We start from the raw sequence: 18,780 nt of genomic DNA, 5'->3' as shown, positions 1-18,780 counted from the left end.
CATCACCTTACATAATGAGCAATAGCGATCATCTTATTTACAACATCTATTACATCTTTTCCGAATATTTTTATTGCAGGCTCTTTTCCCAAATCACCAGGATCATAGATTGCATCTGGAACTCTCCCAACTCTTTTGATTGCTTGTTCAACTCCCCATGGTATTGTGGCGCCCTCTTTAATTTTTATTTCAGGCGGCTCTTCCCTTCGATCATAAAATGATATCGTGAAACCAAGCTTTTTTATAGTTTCTAGTATTTCCTCGGAAAATTTAATATTTGCCGCTGCTCTAATATTATTATCGTATTCCATAGCTTTAAGGACAGCGCGTGCAACATGTGATGATGCACCAAACTCAGGTGGTGCCGATGCTTTAACACGATTACCTATCCTTACTATCCTTCCTGGTATGCCAGCAACGTCACTTATACTTTTAGCATAAGGATACGGAAGAGCCATAACTAAGTTTGTTTGTACTTCCGGTATTAGATTTGCTACTTTTTCATCATTCTCAAGCATCATGATGGCATTTTTCAATTGTTCAATTATTCTATATTTTTCAGCTGGAACGTATAACCATGATATCGGATTTACAGGGCCATGCCCTTTACCAATTGATAGGCCATGAAATATTGCATTAGTAATGAAACGCTTTGCAATTTCAACCGAAGTTATTATATCGTTTCCTTTAGCCAACTCTGCAGCTATTGCAGCTGAAAAACTACAGCCAGTCCCGTGCGTATTTTTCGTATTGATTTTTGGTGCTCTCAGCTCTTTAAATATTCCATCATAATAAAGTACATCAACACTTTCATCCCAGTCCAAATGCCCACCTTTTACTACTGAAGCTTTAGCCCCATAATTATTTACAATCATTTTCGCAGCTTTTTTCGCATCATCTATATCTTTTACCTTTATTCCAATTAGTTTTTCAACCTCTGGTGTATTAGGAGTTACCACTGTAGCCAATGGTATTAATTCCTTAATGAGTGTCTCAATAGCATCATCCTTGAGTAATTGAGCACCACTCTTGGCAACCATTACTGGATCAACTACCAAAGGAAACGCATATCGTCTAACAGATTTAGAGACAGCCAATATTATCGGTGTGCTGCTTAACATTCCAGTTTTCGCAGCATCAATACCCATATCCTGCGCTACAGCATCAATTTGTTTTTCGATAATCTCTGTACTTATTTCTTGAACGCCAATCACGGAATAAGTATTTTGCGCTGTAATAGCTGTAATAGCGGAGGTTCCATGAACTCCCAAGGCCGCAAACGTTTTTAAATCAGCTTGAATACCTGCTCCTCCACCAGAATCACTACCGGCAATGGTTAACGCAACCGGTACTTTATGAGAGTTAATATTCCATCACCTCTAAATCTTTTTTTATATAGCGTCATACAACACCAATTTTTTTATATAAAACATGTTTATAAACATGTCGTAATATATAATACTAGGTGGGATAATGCGTCCTCCGTGTGAGTATGTAGGCAGAACATACTTACCTCAATTAAGAGCACGTATAGTGCGCAATCTAGTTGAAAAATATAACTGGAGTATCGGCGAAGCTGCTAAAAAACTTGAAATATCAGTGACGGCAGCATCTAAATATAAAAGAATAATTAAGGAAGAAACTAGCATTTCAATCGAACTTCTCGAACGTTTATCAACCACACTTGCTGATGGAATAGCGAACAATAAAATAAGCCCAGAAACCTTCGTTGAACAAGTTTGCTCACACTGCATGATCATGAGAGTTGAAGGTGACATCTGCAGAATACACAGAAATGCACTACCAGGTCTCATAGGATGTAGTGCATGCCATAGAGCATTCATAAACCTAGGAGGAGGATCCACAGAAAGAATGGAAGTATTGAATGAACTCAATAGAGCCCTATCCACACTATCTGTGTACTCCCGATTCGACCGTTTAATACCGGAAGTACGAACAAACATAGTCATGTGCATTAAAGAGCCTAAGGATATTAACGATGTGGCAGCGTTTCCAGGAAGAATAACAGTTATGAAAGGAAGAGCAACAGCAATCTCAAGACCCGAGTTCGGCGCATCACGACACATGAGTATAATTTTATTAGCAGCAAGAAAAATAAACCCAGAAATTAGAGCTGCAACATGCATAAAATATGACAAAACAATCGAACAAGCTATGAAACAAGTAGGTTTACAATTCGTAACAATGAACAGGTCAAAATATGACAGTATAGAACTCTTCTTACAAACACTTGAAAACATTGAAGACGGTATCATAGATCCTGGTGGAGCTGGAATAGAATCAGTAGTATATATTTTTGACAAAAATGCTATCAACTTAATCGAAAAAATAAAGAAAATAGCAAAAAAAGTAGAGGAAATAGAAATGCAACAAGCAGGATGAACTATTCATGATTTAAGTCTCTAATAAAGTCAAAACATTTGAACATCAAAATTTATCCTGATCTTACTTTAAGAAATGATATTTTCATGGCATTAAACCTTGCGCATTCCCTGCCCGTGTGATTCATCCCAGAACTAAGGTTCTAGGCTTTCTGTGATCTCTTTCAAATTTACAAGTAATTTAATTATTCATATATATATACTTTTGTATCAATGAAACTAAAACACGGAAATCAGGATTTTAATATGCTGTAAATAGAAAAATTTATTTATACGTTAAGCATTTATATAATTGTATATGACGCGACGATATAATTATGAAGATTTGTTGAAAAAATTTCTAGAATATTTAGTCAAAGAAAACGTTATACAATTTAATTATATTGATGTTAAAACAAAACTTAACATAGGTACTAATACAGCTTATAAAGTTATAGACAAAATAATACTAAATAACTTAGGTACACATAATTACGGAATAATAAAAATTAATAAAGACAAAATTATAAAATGGTTACAAGAGAAGAATAAAAATTACATTAATAATTCTAACATAAATCAGGAAATTTAATGTTTTTTAAATAATATTATGACTTTCACTTAATTATAATTTATGTTAACAATGCTAACATTGGAAAAATTCTGACAACCTTCACCTTAAACGCGGAGCTCCAGTTTTGATGCTCTCGCTTTGGCGGGGGATTCTCGGTTTTCAATCTAGTGTTTCATCATACCGGTCATGCATACTGTTGAAGATGGCACCTGCTATGGAGGTAAGCACGATATTCCGCTTACACGTGTTCTATCTCCATTTATTGAGTGACACGCTTAAATTAAGAAACACCAAGAGTTGATTAAGCTTATCAACAATTCATCTACTAAAGGACTAAGCTTTCAGAAATAAAGCTTCTTATTAATTCTTCTGATAAAAATATATTACTTTCTAAAATAAGATAAATTGGTTAAAATGCCTTTGATAGGTATTGAGTATAATAAGGTTGATCTGGACACTTTAGCTAGTGTGCTAGACAAGATGGGGTTAACTCCTATAGAGTATATGGATCTCGAAATCAAAACTAAAAAAGGGTGGATCAAATTTATTGTTGCAGATGTATTGGGTTTTACGGACGGTGTTGCATCTAAATTATCAGCACGTTTTAACTGTACTGCGTTTGAAAGCGGTAGTCATTTAAGGTTTGGTGAACCAAGTGCAGGTATTTGGGAAGATGCTATTAAAGTGGTCTTTCCTGACAACGATAACGAGCTCATACGGATAATATTAAATGACAATTTCTTAAACCTAAAATTAGTCAGCGAATATGTAAAAGGTCTTAAGTCATATTTTTATGTAAAAGGTGTCACATTCGAACTACCACTATCTAGAGAATCCCTACATCAAATATATCTAATGGGAGAAGAAGCAATAGATAAACTACGCAGGGCAGTCTCTGCATATGGATATTCGCGAATACTATCCGAAGATGCACTAAAACCAGAGACAAAAAAAGATGAGGCACCAAAAGAGAAAACCAAGAAATCCGATGACAAAAAAACTTAAACAGAATCCAGTTATTTCTTATCAAATTAGATTTAAATTTAGAGATAAGTTTATTTACGCAAACTAATTACTAAACAAAGTTATGAAAATACTTGTATGTCATAAATTAAATCATATACTGACAGAAAAGTTAAAAACAACCCTAAGAGGCCATGAACTAGTTTTTGCAAACGATTATGATGAAGCTATGAAATACGCTCCTGATGCAGATGTAATAATAGGAATGGCAGTGCCAGGTAAAATTATCAAAGCTGCACAAAAAGTAAAACTAATACAGGCCGTCAGTGCAGGTGTTGATAGAATAGATCTAGATGTAGTTAAAGAATCAAATATACCGTTATGCAATGTAAGAGGAGCCTACAGTATACCTGTCGCTGAGCATGCTATCGCTCTTATAATGACTTGGGAGTTGAAACTTCTTAAACAATTCGAACACGTAAAATCTGGAAAATGGACGATAGTTTTTCATGGAGAAATAACAGGTAAAGTTCTCGGTATAATAGGTTATGGTTCTATCGGTCATGAAATAGCAAAAAGAGGAAAAAGTTTAGGCATGAAAATTCTAACCATAAAACGTGAACTACAAAAACAAAAAGATGATTTTGTAGACTTTTTAGGATCCATGAAAGATCTAGATCTTGTGCTTAAGGAGTCAGATTACGTAGTAATCGCACTTCCGCTCACAAAAGAAACATATCACCTAATAAGCGAAAAAGAACTGAAAACAATGAAACCTAACGCGGTATTAGTAAACATTTCACGGGGTGCAATAATTGATGAAAAAGCTTTAATAAAAGCGCTAAAAGAAAAATGGATAGCAGGAGCACTTCTAGATGTTCTAGAAAAAGAACCACCAGAACCAACAAACCCACTACTCTCAATGGATAATGTTATAATAACACCACACACATCAGGCATCACCGAAAAAGCATTCGAACGTGTTGCAAACATAGTCTCAGAAAATATAACAAGATTAGAAAACGGAGAAAAACTACTTAACCAAGTCGACCTCATTAAGGAATACTAACGTATAAAAATATCTTAATTATTTTTACAGCATGAAAAAATTTATTTAAAAGAGAAACAATAATCATACGGTGCCTGACTTGAGAATTCTAGCACTACACTGTGATTACGTATATTATGAACCTGTTGCAAAAGAAATAAAAACCGCTGAAGATGTAGAAAAGAAACCCACCAAAATAGATGAAGTATTACTCCTTCTAACATGCGTGGAAAGCAACGACACCGATGAAATCTTATCCAACGCTATGAATGAGATAAACAGAATTATAAAAGAAATTGGTGCAAAACGAGTACTCGTTTATCCTTATGCACACCTCAGCAACAACCTAAAAAGACCATCAGAAGCACTAACAATCCTTAAAAAACTACACCACGAATTATCAAAAAATATAGAATCTCACCAAGCACCCTTCGGATGGAACAAAATATTTGAAATCAGAGTAAAAGGACATCCGCTAGCAGAAAGACTCATAACAATATAATTTCAACCAGACAGTCAGATGAACACCTAAATACCCATTAAATATTACGGGTTCTGGATTAAGTAGGAATGCATGGTGAATTGTTGCTTTTATTCCTACTTAACCCTTCCCTCTCGATTAATTTGTTGAGGGCTCTCGGGGAGAACCCAATTCCCCGCATCTGAAGGTTCAACACCGCTATGATATCTCTATCCATTGTTAACCCGCATTCTTCGCACTTCATTATCCTGCCCAGATAGGAAGCCATGCTTCCTGGGCAGACTGGGCAGGTTTTAGATGAGTTGGCTGGGTTAACGTATTTTACTGGTAAGTTAAGCCATTTAAGCTTGTATTCAAGCATGAGTTGGAATGCTCTTGCGCTCCACTTTGAGAGCTTTCTGTTCATGTCTTTAGACTTGTTGAGGATTCGCCTCTTTATACCTTTCAGGTTTTCAAGTATTGCTCCGCAGTCCTTCTCCTTGAGCTCCCCCGCAACCTGCGTGGTTAACTTGTGCATGAAGTCCTTGGCTCTACTCCCCTCACGCTTAGAGTATTTCTCTAATAGTCTCTTTGAGGTTAGAGGCTTAATCTTAGATAACTTTTGTATCCTCTGCCGCTTAGTTTCATAGGTTCTGTGGATGTGGTAGAGCTCTCTTAAGTCATAGCGCTTAATCTCGCCACCTATGAACGCCGTCACGTTCGTTAAGTTAACGTCAAATGATGCCCACTCATCAGCCTTGAGCTCAACCCTCTTCTTAACCGTAATTATCAGCTCACTTTCAGTCATAAGTAGTCCACCGACTTTATCAAAGTCTCTCGGAATCCACGAACACTTTCTTAAGTCAACCTCAAGATACCGCTTACTAGGCTCTACGCTTATCTTCAGTATGCCGTTTCTGAAACTGAAAAGCGTGCTCTTAATATATACTGTCCTCTTAGTTATCTTAGGAGGCTCATTCGCCCTCCCCCTATTATAAAGGGTTATCCAGCCCTTAACCAATCCGATAACGGAGTTCATTGCTGAATCAACGTAATGCTTTGAGTATTTCCACTCCCGTAGCAATTCATCCCTAAGTCTTTTCCTATCCTTCTTATCGAGTTCGAGGTGAGCCTTCTCGGAAATTTTAACGTGCGAGAATATTGCGTCTAAAGCCTTCCGCTTAACTTTGAAGTATTCTTCGATTAAATCTTTTGGAACATCTACTGGGATCCTGTAGCTTTTAACTGCCTCCATAATCTCTTAACCTCGCTCCTTGGGTAGCGGAGCTTACCAGTTGGAAGTTTAACTGCTCTAATAATGCCTTTCCTTTGCCACTTCCAGAGAGTTTTAACTGAGATACCGAACTTCTTTGCGACATCCTTTGGTCTAAGTAGTTCTTCTTCCATCAAAGAGTTAATAGAGTTAAACAAATATTTAAACCTATCTATTCCAAAACTGTTGACCACGGCTATCTTACAATACTTCCTTAAACTCTTCTGATAAAAGAACAACAAACCTTTAAAACAAGAAGGTAAGATTTCCAAATATTGCGCTATTCTCTACATTAGCTAAATCTTCATACAACAATTTTATCATTAAATCATAAATACAATAAAGTACCCTTATACATAAGGGTATTCATTTTAATATAAGTAATTACTTAACAAAATGGTGAGATGATGAACTTGAAAATTCTATTGTTAATGTTTCTGCTATTTGTTTTAATAGGTTTACCAATAGTTTCTATACTCTCACCATTAGCATCAGCATATCAAGCTACCACAAGTAATGTTCATAAGATTGTTCTCTATCTTTATGAAAGAGACATAGCCATAGATGACAGCATCGTATACAAGGCTTATGTTATCAATGGAACTGTGCCAGCACCGCCCATAAAAGTTAAACTTGGCGATACCATCGAAGTTACACTAATTAACAATGGAACAATGAATCATGGTATCGATTTTCATGCAGCACTTTTGGCTCCAAGTAAGTATTTTATTCCTGTTAAACCCGGAGAAACCTATACCTTCAGCTTTGTTGCAAAATATCCAGGAGTTTTCATGTATCATTGCGCTCCGGGCGGTATTGCAAATACCGGTATACATATCGCAAACGGGATGGCAGGTGTAATAATAGTAGAACCACCCAATTTACCACCAGCTGCAGCAGAATACATATTAGTAAAGAATGAGTTTTACAAGAACAATCAAGACTATCTCTCAGGAGATCCCATGTATGTAACCTTCGATGGATATGCATTCCGATATCTAAAACAACCATTACCAGTCCCTGTGAATAAGACAGTAAGGCTTTATGTCGAGAACGTAGGTCCAAACCTTTGGTTATCATTCCATGTAATCGGTACTGTTTTTGACACTGTGTATTATAATGGCAATCCAAACAACGTATTCCACGGACTACAGTCAGTGAGTCTTGAACCTGATCAGGGAGCCATAATAGATCTTGTATTTCCAGAACCTGGAACCTATCCTTTCGTTGATCATGCGTTTAATCATGCCACAAAAGGAGCCGCAGGCGCTTTTATCGCAATAACTAATTTCACAAAAACTACACCAGATACTGGACAAGGTCTCAAAACAATATCTTTTAAACCACCATACACTGTGATCCAATGGGCCTCACAAACTACAACCACTACAACAACACTACAAACACTAAGCCCTAGCACTCCAGAAATAATATCTACTGCAAGTATTATACTATCATTAGTAGCAATATTAGTAACAACAGCAATACTGGTAAAAGTTAAGAAAACATAATATCTTAAACAATCAGAATACTAAAGCCTATAAAGTCTTCATTCCTACTATTTATACTTTAAATAAAACTAAAACCTTTTAAACAAAAGAGTGGACCGGGCGGGATTTGAACCCGCGACCTCCCGCGTGCGAAGCGGGCATTCTCCCAGGCTGAACTACCGGCCCAAGTAATTTTATTTGTCACAGCAATATAACCTTAAAGCATCTTACTAAAATAAATTGATATTCTCCGCGACTAAAAGTGGGAGATTCTTTAATCTCACAAGCCCTCCACTCAAACCGACACGATCTAGGAGAACTTGTCTCACTTGGAATTACGGGCTCTATCTAAGCATGCTTTAACCATCACATGGTAACTTTCGAAGAGCTCTTCAAGTATGCCCACCTGTTCTTCTCTTGGCTCAAGCTTAAACTTGCACGTCTCAGTCAGCAATAAGCTGTTTGACGCCTTCCATCACCTTCTCATATTTACGGCTCTTCAAGCCGTAGAGCTTCCCAGCAAAGCTCGAGACTATGGCTATCAAATCCTCAACAAGCTCTTGGTAGACATCTTTCGGCTCCTCATCATTGACTACCTCAATTCTAACATTGTGAGAAGTGAAGTAACGCTCTAAATACTTGAAACCGAACCTTGTTAACCTATCCTTAAACCCGATAACAATAACTCCAATTTCTTTCCTCTCAACCATATCGAAGAGCTTGCTTAGCGATTTCCTGTTTTCATTAAGACCGCTTGCTACGTCCTCCAAAATTGCAACGACTTCGTAGCCCCTTGATTTTGCGTAGTCTAACAAGGCTTGCCTCTGTCTCTCTAAATCCCCTTTTTGTTTTTGGTCATGAGAGGAGACTCTAGCATATAACACAGCTCTCTTGCTTACATCGACTTCCTTTATTCCAAGGAGCCTTTTCAACTCGCTTTCAGGCACTCTCCTCCTACCCCCAGGCGTCCTCACACACCTAATTAATCCTTGCTTATCCCAAATCTGAAGTCGTCTAACGCTAACACCAAGAATTCTACTGGCTTCCTTCATCGTATAATGCTTCTCTATGCTCATCGAGATAAGTTACTATGAACGTCTATAAAAATATATCTATTTGAGAGCTGCTGAACCCCCTAGAAATAGAGGTGAGGGGGAAGGGACGAAAGTCTATGAATCCCACAACGGTATCGTTAACTTTCCTTTTCTCTTTAGAACCAATCTTCTTAATCATTTTTAGAAGTTTTCTTTTTCAAAGTCTTCTCCTAAGCCAATCATGGTGTCTTCTAATTCCTCTAACTTCTCTTCCATAAAACTTAGGATTCTTTACTTTTTCATCGACCAATTCAACTTTTGTTGCTATATTCTTATCCCCTACATTGATTGCAATTATTCGGTTGTGACACGCTCAAACGTAAATATCAACCATAGAATATTTAAACTTATCAATAATTCATCCTAGAACTAAAGTTCTAGGCTTTCTTATCGAACTATTTGCAAACCTATAAGATATGATTGTTAAAAAACTTGTTCAATTTAAAGGATATTTATGCAGATTTTGCATGTTGTAGGAATGGTTCATATGTTTTTTTGTAGAGGTCTGAGCTTTGAAGAGCCTTAATGTTACGTCTGTATTTCATGCTATCTAATGAACCTTTCTCTGCGGCCCATTCTTCGAAGGATATCTTGTATTGCTCTTGTATATAATCTCTGTAGATATCTGGGAGTACATTAAACGTGCAGAATGGTATTACTCTACCGTCAGGTGCTAAGTAGTGTATGTCGCATCTCATAATCCTTGCTACATCATAATTATAGGTATCCATGAAGTGCATCATGCCTAGGTATAACATTTTATAATTAAACTCTCCTAGAGCCTCATAATTATGTCTTACGAAAATGCCGTATAATATCTTCCAAATGTTAAATTCTTTAGGTTGTTTCTCTTCATTAATGAATTTCTTTAGGTTAAAGAGTATTTTTGTTAACGTGACGTACTTATTCTTACCTTTAATTAGTTCATCGGTTTTCTCTTGCAAATATTCGAAGAATCCATTTATATCGATGAATTCTGTAATCGGGAGATATCTTATGATCTCTCCATTCTTTCGTTCTACATAAACGTAAGTACCCATACCACACGCAGGATGATTAGACATTTCGAACTGAGGTTTATTTGTCAAGGCTTCAATGAATCTCGATAAAGTGAGTGTACACGGCACTGGGTACCAAGAATCTCTATGTATTTGTCCATCTGTTTGTTCCTCAATTCTAATTATCACATCAGGTATTGTTATTCTGTACCTTTCCCTTTCTTGCTTTCTCATCATACCTGTAAGACTGACTGGTTGGAAGTTCACTCCCCTTACAACATCCATGTTTAATGCAGCAAATTTGACTATTAGCCCTGCATCATGATCGTTTATTGTTCTGATCATCGTAGGAACTAGTACTACACTAGTTAAACCACCTTTGCGGAATGCATCTAATATGTACGGCATTTCCCAGTGATTCTTTGGATTTGTAGAGGGTGTTACTCCATCGAAACTCATATAAACTGTGTTAACGCCGGCTTCTCTGACTTTTCTTGCAAAATCTGCGCCATCAGGTTGTGCAAAACGTAGTCCGTTTGTGTTTAATTGTATGTGTTTTACTCCTTCTTCCCGTAAAATCCTTATGATGTCTATCAGGTCTTCTCTTATTGTTGGCTCTCCACCAGTGATCTGTATGACCATCGCTTTACCTTGCTTGGCTAATTGTCTTACCATAAATCTTATCTGATCAAGTGATGGTTCATAAACATATCCAGCTTTTTCTGCATAATAAAAGCAATACCAACACGAAATATTACATCTATTAGTTATAACGAGATTCGCGAGTGCTGTGTGACTCCTATGTATAGGACAAAGACCACATGTAAATGGACAAGGAGCCTTTGCATCAACGTATTCGTAAGTTCCACGACCGAGTATGTCCCATTTCATCGCCTTCTTATAAAGTTCTACATCACCCCAGTACACATCTTCGGTTTCACCATGTTCGGGACATACTTTTCTTATCATGACTTTATTATCTTTTTCAAACACTATTGCTGGCATTAATCTATAACATACTGGACAGATACTTTGAGTAACTTTAATGAGTTTCTCCCCAGGTCGCAATTCAGGTCTTGGTCCACCTATCGGTATAACTCTCTTTCCAATCTTTACAGTATTTTTGTCATATACTGGCTCATCTATCCTTTTAACTGCTATGGCTTCTACCATGTATGTCACCTATTACAGTTTTGTTAAACAAATATTTATAAATCTTTTTATACTTTACTCATTTCTTGAAGGGAAAATTATAATAAGATTTTTTCTCTAAGATTTACGAAAAATATCACGTTCTCTCATAAAGATGTTATGAACGTATTAATAAATTCGACAGCTAATGCTATTACAGCAGCACCAATAATCATTCTACGACCCTTATAGGGCGAGATTCCAGTAAACCATTCTAAAATACCGCCTAAAGCCAAACTTATATAAATTAGACGAGCGATCAAAAGCAGAAAATAGAAAACCCTAGTAAGGATTAATTTTGTTAAGTTCTGAGCTTCAGAAAATATTGAATTAACTTTATTCTCGAGCCATTCATACGGATTAGTAGAATTATTGTAACTATTCGTGGTAATATTTGTATTATTGGTTACATTAATTATGTTACCCATTACGATTAAAAATAACATAACAATACTACTATTCAATACACTCACCATGTTGTTTTTGTAAAAAAATATTTAAAGCATTATCAATCACAAAATAATATTTTGTGGTACTTTTACAGAAGGAAAGAGTTGGGAGAGATCGGAGTGAACTACCACTAGCTTTCGCAGGTGGCTTCCTGCTTCCACGGACAGACTCGATCTCCACTCACCCACAGCGGAGGTCTCGGCGAGACCGTTTCGGGAATCCCGTGTGGAAGGTGGGTTACGGAGGTCTTGCCCTCAGCAGGCTTCTCTTTCGGCCTGTCCCATGCCTACTAGGTCTGACAACCAAGCAAACAATGATAAACACAACGAGAAAAAATATAAGCTTATCGGCCTTCATCCCCACCCCTACGGATGGAGACTTCCCGCCGTCAAAGTTAAATACTGCTGAGTGCTTCGAATAATATTTTTGCCGCGACGTGTGCTGTAAAACCTGGATCGTATGGTGGTGATAGTTCAACCAGGTCTATCCCGCTAATATTTTTAGTTATTTTGGTGATTTCATTTAATGTATCAAGAAGCATAGTTAATGAAAGTCCTTCTGGTTCAGGGTCGCCGACTCCGGGTGCTTGACTAGGATCTAATGCATCTAAGTCAATACTTATGTAGATATTGTTAGTTGCGTGTATCCTTTCTTTGATTGCATGGATGCTTTCCTCGAAATTGTTTTCCAAATACTTTGGATCTAATACTAATACTTTTCTATTTTTTATTAGTTCATATTCTTCTTTACTGTATGCTCTTGATCCGATAAAGATTATGCTACTTAATCCAATGTATTCAGATATTCTTCTCATCACTGTTGCATGGCTATTTTTAACGCCTGGAGGCCATTCATTTCGTAAATCTAGATGCGCATCAAATACTATTAAAATTTCTGGTTTAGATACTCGTACAGGAGCTAGTGTTATGCTATGCTCTCCTCCAATTACTACGGGTATTTTATTTTCTGATTTAATATCATTTATTACATTTTCTAATCTTCTCTGTGTTTCACGTAAGTCACCGTGTAGGACTGAAAGATCCCCAGCGTCATGAATCATTAAATCTTCAGGAAACTTATTATTTCTTAAACTATATCCCTCTAAACCAATTGATGCTTCTCTAATGGCTTTTGGACCAAAACGTGCCCCAGGACGTTGTGACGTTGTACTATCAAAAGGCACACCTACTATAATGAATCTTGCCTTATCACGATCCACATCAAATCCTGAGAAATTAGGTTTTACTGGTGAAACATAAAGATCAAGAAATTCATAACCCATAATCCTCTCACCGATCACACACTTACCTTCTCTTTTTGTTCTTTCTTTCTTATTTTTTTGTATTGTCTATAGAACCTAACCGAAAAGAAACCTATCATCACTAAAATCGCAAGTAATACGACACTTCTTATTAACTCTACATCGATTGATGAAATAATGCCCGGTGAAATCAATTGCACTACTAAGCTTTCGTCATTGCTCAACACAATATACCTAGAGTACACAAGCTTTCCATTACTATACACTTCTATTAAGTATTTACCAGTAGGCAAAATAAACAAGGCCTTATTCGTATTATTAACTGATCTGTAAGGTACTATGTCATTATTTATTCCAACATATTTTAATTCTATATTACCCGTAAATCCATGAAGCGACACATCTAATTTTATGTTAACTGGTAGCATTAACGTTAATTGATTAGTGGTTATATTAATGATTTTACTGTCAGTGTATACTGGGATTATATTTCCATCAGGCATCTTATCTAATACTATTATTAAATAATTACTCGGTAAGATGCTCATCGAGCCTTTATACACTATCTTGTTATTGTTAAATTTGTCAATCAAATAGATGGACCCTGAAAAGTTTGAAATCTCATCATTATTGATATCACGTAAAGTAATCGTAAGGGGTACTTCATTAATCTTGTATGTTAATATTATTGTGTTGTTACTGGGTGGCGGCACCGTTAATGTGGCTTTTAAAGCTAATGCGTCTGCTCTATAAACTAATAAAACCACTCTTGAATTACTAGGTAATGGTGGTAGCTTTGTTATATTATTAATTAGAGTGAGAGGAATAATACTTGAGTTATTACTTCTCACAATTAGCTTCAAACCGTTTGCAATGGAATCGTCAGGATTAAGAATTTTCAGTTCAATGTTCTTAGTCATTAAGACTGTGACATTATAGATTTTGCCTGTAAAAGTTCTGAGATCTACGTATGTGTCGCCTTTTATTTCTGTCTTGAGGTCATAAAGAGAAACGCTGATGTTATATTTTAATTTTGGGAGCACGGCAGTAATTGTATAACTATTGGTGGATAGTGTACGACCAGTTAATACTCTTGAATTGTTATAATAGAGTTCTAACGTAGCGTTGTTTAAAGGTTCCCCATATTGGTTATACACTTTGAAACTTATCAAATGTCCGGTTACGTTCACATTAACGTTAGTGGAATTATTTATTACTACGTTTCTTGTGTATATATTAATACCTAACCAATTAACTTTGAGTACATAATTTCCTTCTGGCACTAAAGGAAAGTTTATTACGTTTGCTTGTTTTGATTCACTAATTGATTGTTTAAGTATCTGTGTTCCATTCATAGCGTAAATTATTGCGTCAACGTTAGTAATGTTGTACGCAGTATTGTTGTCGATTTTTGGGTATAGATTAACGTACAGTGGATATGCATCTATTACTACTTTGCTCTCAGTAATATTGTTGTTCAGGTTGACATTTTTCTGATAAAGCGTTAGATTTCCGACCCTAACTATTAATGTGTAATTGTTAGGAGGGATTGTTTTTTCTGTACTATACCATCCAGTACTATTAGAATTAAGTTTAGAAATCACTTGTGCACCTTTGTATAATGTCACATTTAATGGTATCATGACTATGTGATCTGCTTTATCATAAAATCTAACAGTATATTTTACATTAACTATTTTCTCTGTTGGTTTTTGTTGTGGAGTTAATCCATAAATTATTAGGATTGCTGCTATGATTATGAGTGCTATAGGTATTATAGCTTTTCCCAGTCTCATATGTATCAAAATATCCATACGCGTATTTTTATAAACTTTACTATTTTAATCATCTAAAGCATAATGCTTTCAGAATTGTTAAGGTTAACTATAAATTAGAATACAGATTACGCTTATTCCAGATAACGGTGAGCAATAATGTATGATAAAATAATGGAATTAGCGAAACGCAGAGGGTTCTTTTGGCAATCATTTGAGATATACGGAGGACTAGCAGGTTACATAGATTTTGGACCATTGGGAATAAAGTTAAAAAGAAATATTGAGAATCATTGGAGAAAAATTTTTGTGGAGCAACATCAGGATTTTATAATAGAAATAGAGACACCAGTAATAATGCCGGACACAGTTTTTAAAGCATCAGGACACCTAGATCATTTCACAGATTTTATGGTTGAATGTGCAGCTTGTAATAGAATCTTTAGGGCAGATCATTTAATCGAAGGGATAACTAATATATCTGCGGAGGGGTTATCTGCAGAGGCGCTTAATCAAATAATAAAAGAAAAAAACATAAGGTGCCCAGAGTGTGGTGGCGTTCTTGGCCCAGTACAAATATTCAATCTTCTTATGAAGACTACTGTAGGACCATATTCAGGTAATATAGTGTATGGTAGACCTGAAGCTGCGCAGGGCATGTTCATAAATTTTAAACGTATATACGACTTAATGGGTCAAAAATTACCAATTGGTATTGCGCAAATAGGCAGGGTAATGAGAAATGAAATATCTCCACGACAAGGATTATTACGCATGCGTGAATTCACTATAATGGAACTTGAACTTTTCTATGATCCAAATAATCCAAGTTGCCACTTACTTAATAATGTAGAAGATAAAGTAGTTAACCTCTTATTAGTTAATCATAAAGAACCAATAAAAATAGCCATAAAAGAGGCACTTAAAGAAAAAATCATAATCAATGAATGGAACGCGTATTTCATTGCAATAAGTCAAGATTTTGTTGAGAGTCTCGGAATTCCTAAAGAAAAACAACTTTTCCTAGAAAAATCTCCAAATGAACGTGCACATTACTCATCACAAACATTTGATCAGATGGTTCATTTAAAAGATTTCGGATGGATAGAAGTATCTGGACATGCATATAGAACTGATTATGATCTTAAATCTCACATGGAATTTAGTGGTAAAAATTTAAAGGCATATAGAAGACTTAAAGAACCAAAAATTATCAAACACTATAAAATAACTTTAAGAACTGATATCGTAGGAAAAATATTAAGAGACAAAACACCAATAATTAATAATAAACTTCAGTCCATGAATCCAGAAGAAATAATAAAGTCACTTGAAAAAAACGGTTTTATAGAAATCGATAATATAAAACTTGATAAAAATATGATAAAGATATTTACAGAGGAAGAAACAATTAATGTTGAAGAATTCATACCACATGTTGCCGAACCTTCTTTTGGTGCTGAACGCCTAGTTTATGTTACACTCGAAAACGCTTACACAGAAATTGAGGGACGAGTTGTTTTAAAAATTCCAAAACATATAGCACCCTATAAAGTTGCAGTATTTCCTTTAGTCACAAGAGATAACTTAGACACAAAAGCTAAAGAAATTTACAATTTGTTAAGAACAGATAACATTGATGCTCTTTATGATGACACTGAATTTATAGGACGCCTTTATGCGAGAGCAGATGAAATTGGAATACCAATAGCAATAACTATCGACTATCAGACATTACAGGATAACACAGTCACTTTACGTGACAGAGATACATGGGCTCAAGTTAGAGTTCATGTATCAGATCTAGTAAAATTAATCAATGATTACCTTAACAACAAAAAACAATTCCTAGAATTAGGACCTATATTTAAAGAGGCAACATAGAAAGATCTCTCATACTTAATATTGTAACTAAAACAAAATTAAGAAAGCGTCCATAAAAGAATTATCTTCTAATCCAGTTGGGATCAATTACTTTAAGCTGTCCTCGTAGAAAGCTTTAACATTTTTAGTAAAACTAAAATAAAACGTTTTAGTGAATATGTTTGGTGTTGTACTATATCATTACGAAAACATGAATATCAAATGATTAATGAGATCTACGAAGATCCTATAGCATTTTCTAGAACACTTAGTATGAATTATGAATTAATTAAAAAAACTGCTTTTCAAATCAATGAACAGTTAGGTAATATTTTGTATATAATTGGAAGTGGAACAAGTTATCATGCATCGCTCTCTTTTCAGTATACTTTGCTTAGGATAAGTGATATTAATGCATCAGCCATACCAGCTTCAGAGTTTTTAAGATGGTTATCTCCTAATATAAAAAGATCAGTGGTGATAGCAGTTAGTCAATCGGGTGAGAGCATTGACGTGATAAATTCTGTTAGAGAAGTCAAAGAAAAGAACATGACTATTGTTGGTGTGACCAACAATATTTCCAGTACGTTGGCAAAATTATCAGACGTTGTAATACCTTTGTATGCTGGTGAAGAAAAAGCCATCGCGGCTACAAAAAGTTATGTTTCACAATTAGCTGCTCTATTCCTTCTTGCATTAGAATTGGCCAATGTGAGAGGATTTCTAACTCGCTACAAAGATATGAAGGAGGAATTATTCAGAATTCCTGATCTCATGACACAAGTATTAAAAGATAATGAGGATATGGCATTTAGAGTAGCATTACAATTAAAAGAATCTGACGGCTTCTTTATTCTTGGCAGTGGAGCGTTGTATCCTTCTGCGCTTGAGGCATCTCTTAAAATTAAAGAGACGTGCAGTGTTATTGCTGAGGGATACGCTATGAGAGAATTCCTCCATGGGCCAATACAATTAATAAGTCCGAAAGTACCAATTTTCATGTTGTTAAGCACTCCAGATGATGCTATTCAAGGTGAGGATTTGGCCACTAGGTTTAAGAGCTTCAATGTGTTTACTGTAACTGTGGGTGAAAATAAATTGAATAATTCAGACTTTCATTTTCAAGTGCCCAGAATTATGGAGTTGTTCATGCCAGTATTGATAATAATTCCGGTACAGTTGTTTGCGTTTTATCTAGCTATTGCACGTGGATTGAACCCTGATAAACCTGAGAAGCTTAAGAAGGTGGTAATATGAATGTTCAGTCTGTGTTGTTTGGATTAGATGATACGCTCTATGATACAACACTCCAAATGAGCATGGCTAGAATGAGTGCTGTAAAAGCTATGATAGCAGAAGGATTACCAATTGAAGCAGAATTCGCATACAACATACTTAATGAAATAGTAAAAAAGTATGGAAATCACCATCCTAAACATTTTGATTTACTTATTGAAACACTGGGATTAAAATATGATCCCAAAATTATTGCAGCAGGCGTCTTAGCATACAGGGAAGTCAGTTCTGCATACTTAAAACCTTATCCAGACATTATACAAACCATTTTGAAATTAAGAGATGAGAACATTAAAGTTTATGTAGTGACATCAGGGCCTCCCGTGAAACAATGGCAAAAGCTCATAGCGCTAGGGTTAGATCACCTTTTTCATGGAGTATTTATAGAGGAGAACCCAAACACAATGCAAGGTTTCACATCAGAGTTTTTACATAATACTATTCAAAATTTAAAGATAACTGAGAACAATGTAATATTTGTTTCCGGCGTTCCTGAAGAAATCTCTGTTGCTGCAAACATAGGTCTACGTACGGTTTACGTCTCCAGAAGCTTGATCGGATATAAGAATAAACAACTACCTCAGAATGTTGTCATAATCAATTCGATAAAAGAACTGTTAGATATAATCAAATTACCTTAAATAAAAAATAAGGACAGTATTT

General features: G+C 35.6%; 17 protein-coding genes and 1 tRNA gene. 9 read left to right on the top strand and 9 right to left on the bottom strand.

The window, feature by feature from the left end; genetic code table 11:
• Positions 1–2 precede the first annotated feature (2 nt).
• Positions 3–1,367 carry a bifunctional hydroxymethylpyrimidine kinase/phosphomethylpyrimidine kinase gene (locus QW128_02060; protein MEM3832371.1) on the bottom strand — a complete coding sequence of 455 codons (1,365 nt, stop codon included), beginning with the start codon at positions 1,365–1,367 and terminating at the stop codon, positions 3–5.
• Positions 1,368–1,473: 106 nt separating this feature from the next.
• On the opposite strand from QW128_02060, the gene QW128_02055 reads away from it, so the two are divergent.
• From QW128_02055 to QW128_02035, 5 genes are all read left to right on the top strand, one after another.
• On the top strand, positions 1,474–2,403 hold the full coding sequence (locus QW128_02055; GenBank protein MEM3832370.1) for a thiamine-phosphate synthase family protein: 930 nt from the start codon (positions 1,474–1,476) through the stop codon (positions 2,401–2,403).
• A 297-nt stretch (positions 2,404–2,700) separates the two neighbouring features.
• Complete coding sequence (locus tag QW128_02050; protein ID MEM3832369.1) at positions 2,701–2,973, top strand: hypothetical protein; 273 nt, start codon at positions 2,701–2,703, stop codon at positions 2,971–2,973.
• A 396-nt stretch (positions 2,974–3,369) separates the two neighbouring features.
• Complete coding sequence (locus QW128_02045) at positions 3,370–3,960, top strand: hypothetical protein (GenBank protein MEM3832368.1); 591 nt, start codon at positions 3,370–3,372, stop codon at positions 3,958–3,960.
• Between the two features lie 82 nt (positions 3,961–4,042).
• Complete coding sequence (locus QW128_02040) at positions 4,043–4,987, top strand: D-2-hydroxyacid dehydrogenase (protein ID MEM3832367.1); 945 nt, start codon at positions 4,043–4,045, stop codon at positions 4,985–4,987.
• 70 nt (positions 4,988–5,057) lie between these two features.
• Entirely contained in the window at positions 5,058–5,468 is a 411-nt protein-coding gene (locus QW128_02035; GenBank protein MEM3832366.1) for a threonyl-tRNA synthetase editing domain-containing protein, read from the top strand.
• Between the two features lie 58 nt (positions 5,469–5,526).
• Here the strand turns inward: QW128_02035 and QW128_02030 are convergent, their stop codons facing one another.
• Positions 5,527–6,681, bottom strand: coding sequence for a transposase (locus tag QW128_02030; GenBank protein ID MEM3832365.1), 1,155 nt, complete (start codon positions 6,679–6,681; stop codon positions 5,527–5,529).
• A complete protein-coding gene (locus tag QW128_02025; GenBank protein MEM3832364.1) occupies positions 6,648–6,833 on the bottom strand; it encodes a helix-turn-helix domain-containing protein in 186 nt (61 codons plus the stop codon). Before QW128_02025 ends, QW128_02030 begins: the two co-directional genes overlap by 34 nt.
• A gap of 270 nt (positions 6,834–7,103) precedes the next feature.
• Here QW128_02025 and QW128_02020 point away from each other — a divergent pair, with 270 nt between their 5' ends.
• Positions 7,104–8,210 (top strand): multicopper oxidase domain-containing protein, encoded by a 1,107-nt coding sequence (locus tag QW128_02020; GenBank protein ID MEM3832363.1) that lies wholly within the window; start codon positions 7,104–7,106, stop codon positions 8,208–8,210.
• Positions 8,211–8,301: 91 nt separating this feature from the next.
• Here the strand turns inward: QW128_02020 and QW128_02015 are convergent.
• The 6 genes from QW128_02015 to QW128_01990 form a co-directional block, all read right to left on the bottom strand.
• Positions 8,302–8,375 (bottom strand) — tRNA-Ala (locus QW128_02015).
• Positions 8,376–8,632: 257 nt separating this feature from the next.
• A complete protein-coding gene (locus tag QW128_02010; protein ID MEM3832362.1) occupies positions 8,633–9,265 on the bottom strand; it encodes an IS607 family transposase in 633 nt (210 codons plus the stop codon).
• A gap of 470 nt (positions 9,266–9,735) precedes the next feature.
• Complete coding sequence (locus tag QW128_02005) at positions 9,736–11,454, bottom strand: radical SAM protein (protein ID MEM3832361.1); 1,719 nt, start codon at positions 11,452–11,454, stop codon at positions 9,736–9,738.
• A gap of 125 nt (positions 11,455–11,579) precedes the next feature.
• Positions 11,580–11,936 (bottom strand): hypothetical protein, encoded by a 357-nt coding sequence (locus tag QW128_02000; protein ID MEM3832360.1) that lies wholly within the window; start codon positions 11,934–11,936, stop codon positions 11,580–11,582.
• Positions 11,937–12,316: 380 nt separating this feature from the next.
• Entirely contained in the window at positions 12,317–13,204 is an 888-nt protein-coding gene (gene speB / locus QW128_01995; GenBank protein MEM3832359.1) for an agmatinase, read from the bottom strand.
• Between the two features lie 14 nt (positions 13,205–13,218).
• Entirely contained in the window at positions 13,219–14,979 is a 1,761-nt protein-coding gene (locus QW128_01990; GenBank protein MEM3832358.1) for a hypothetical protein, read from the bottom strand.
• A gap of 138 nt (positions 14,980–15,117) precedes the next feature.
• Here QW128_01990 and glyS point away from each other — a divergent pair, with 138 nt between their 5' ends.
• From glyS to QW128_01975, 3 genes are all read left to right on the top strand, one after another.
• Positions 15,118–16,842, top strand: a complete 1,725-nt coding sequence (glyS, locus tag QW128_01985; protein ID MEM3832357.1) for a glycine--tRNA ligase — start codon at positions 15,118–15,120, stop codon at positions 16,840–16,842.
• Between the two features lie 201 nt (positions 16,843–17,043).
• A complete protein-coding gene (locus QW128_01980) occupies positions 17,044–18,078 on the top strand; it encodes an SIS domain-containing protein (protein ID MEM3832356.1) in 1,035 nt (344 codons plus the stop codon).
• Complete coding sequence (locus QW128_01975; protein MEM3832355.1) at positions 18,075–18,758, top strand: HAD family hydrolase; 684 nt, start codon at positions 18,075–18,077, stop codon at positions 18,756–18,758. The genes QW128_01980 and QW128_01975 overlap by 4 nt, the downstream gene beginning before the upstream one ends.
• Positions 18,759–18,780: the final 22 nt, after the last annotated feature.

Source organism: Thermoprotei archaeon (assembly GCA_038881895.1).
Classification (GTDB): domain Archaea; phylum Thermoproteota; class Thermoprotei; order Gearchaeales; family WAQG01; genus JAVZOV01.
Note: the sequence above shows the minus strand (reverse complement) of the source record. Positions and strands in the feature narration are given on the sequence as shown.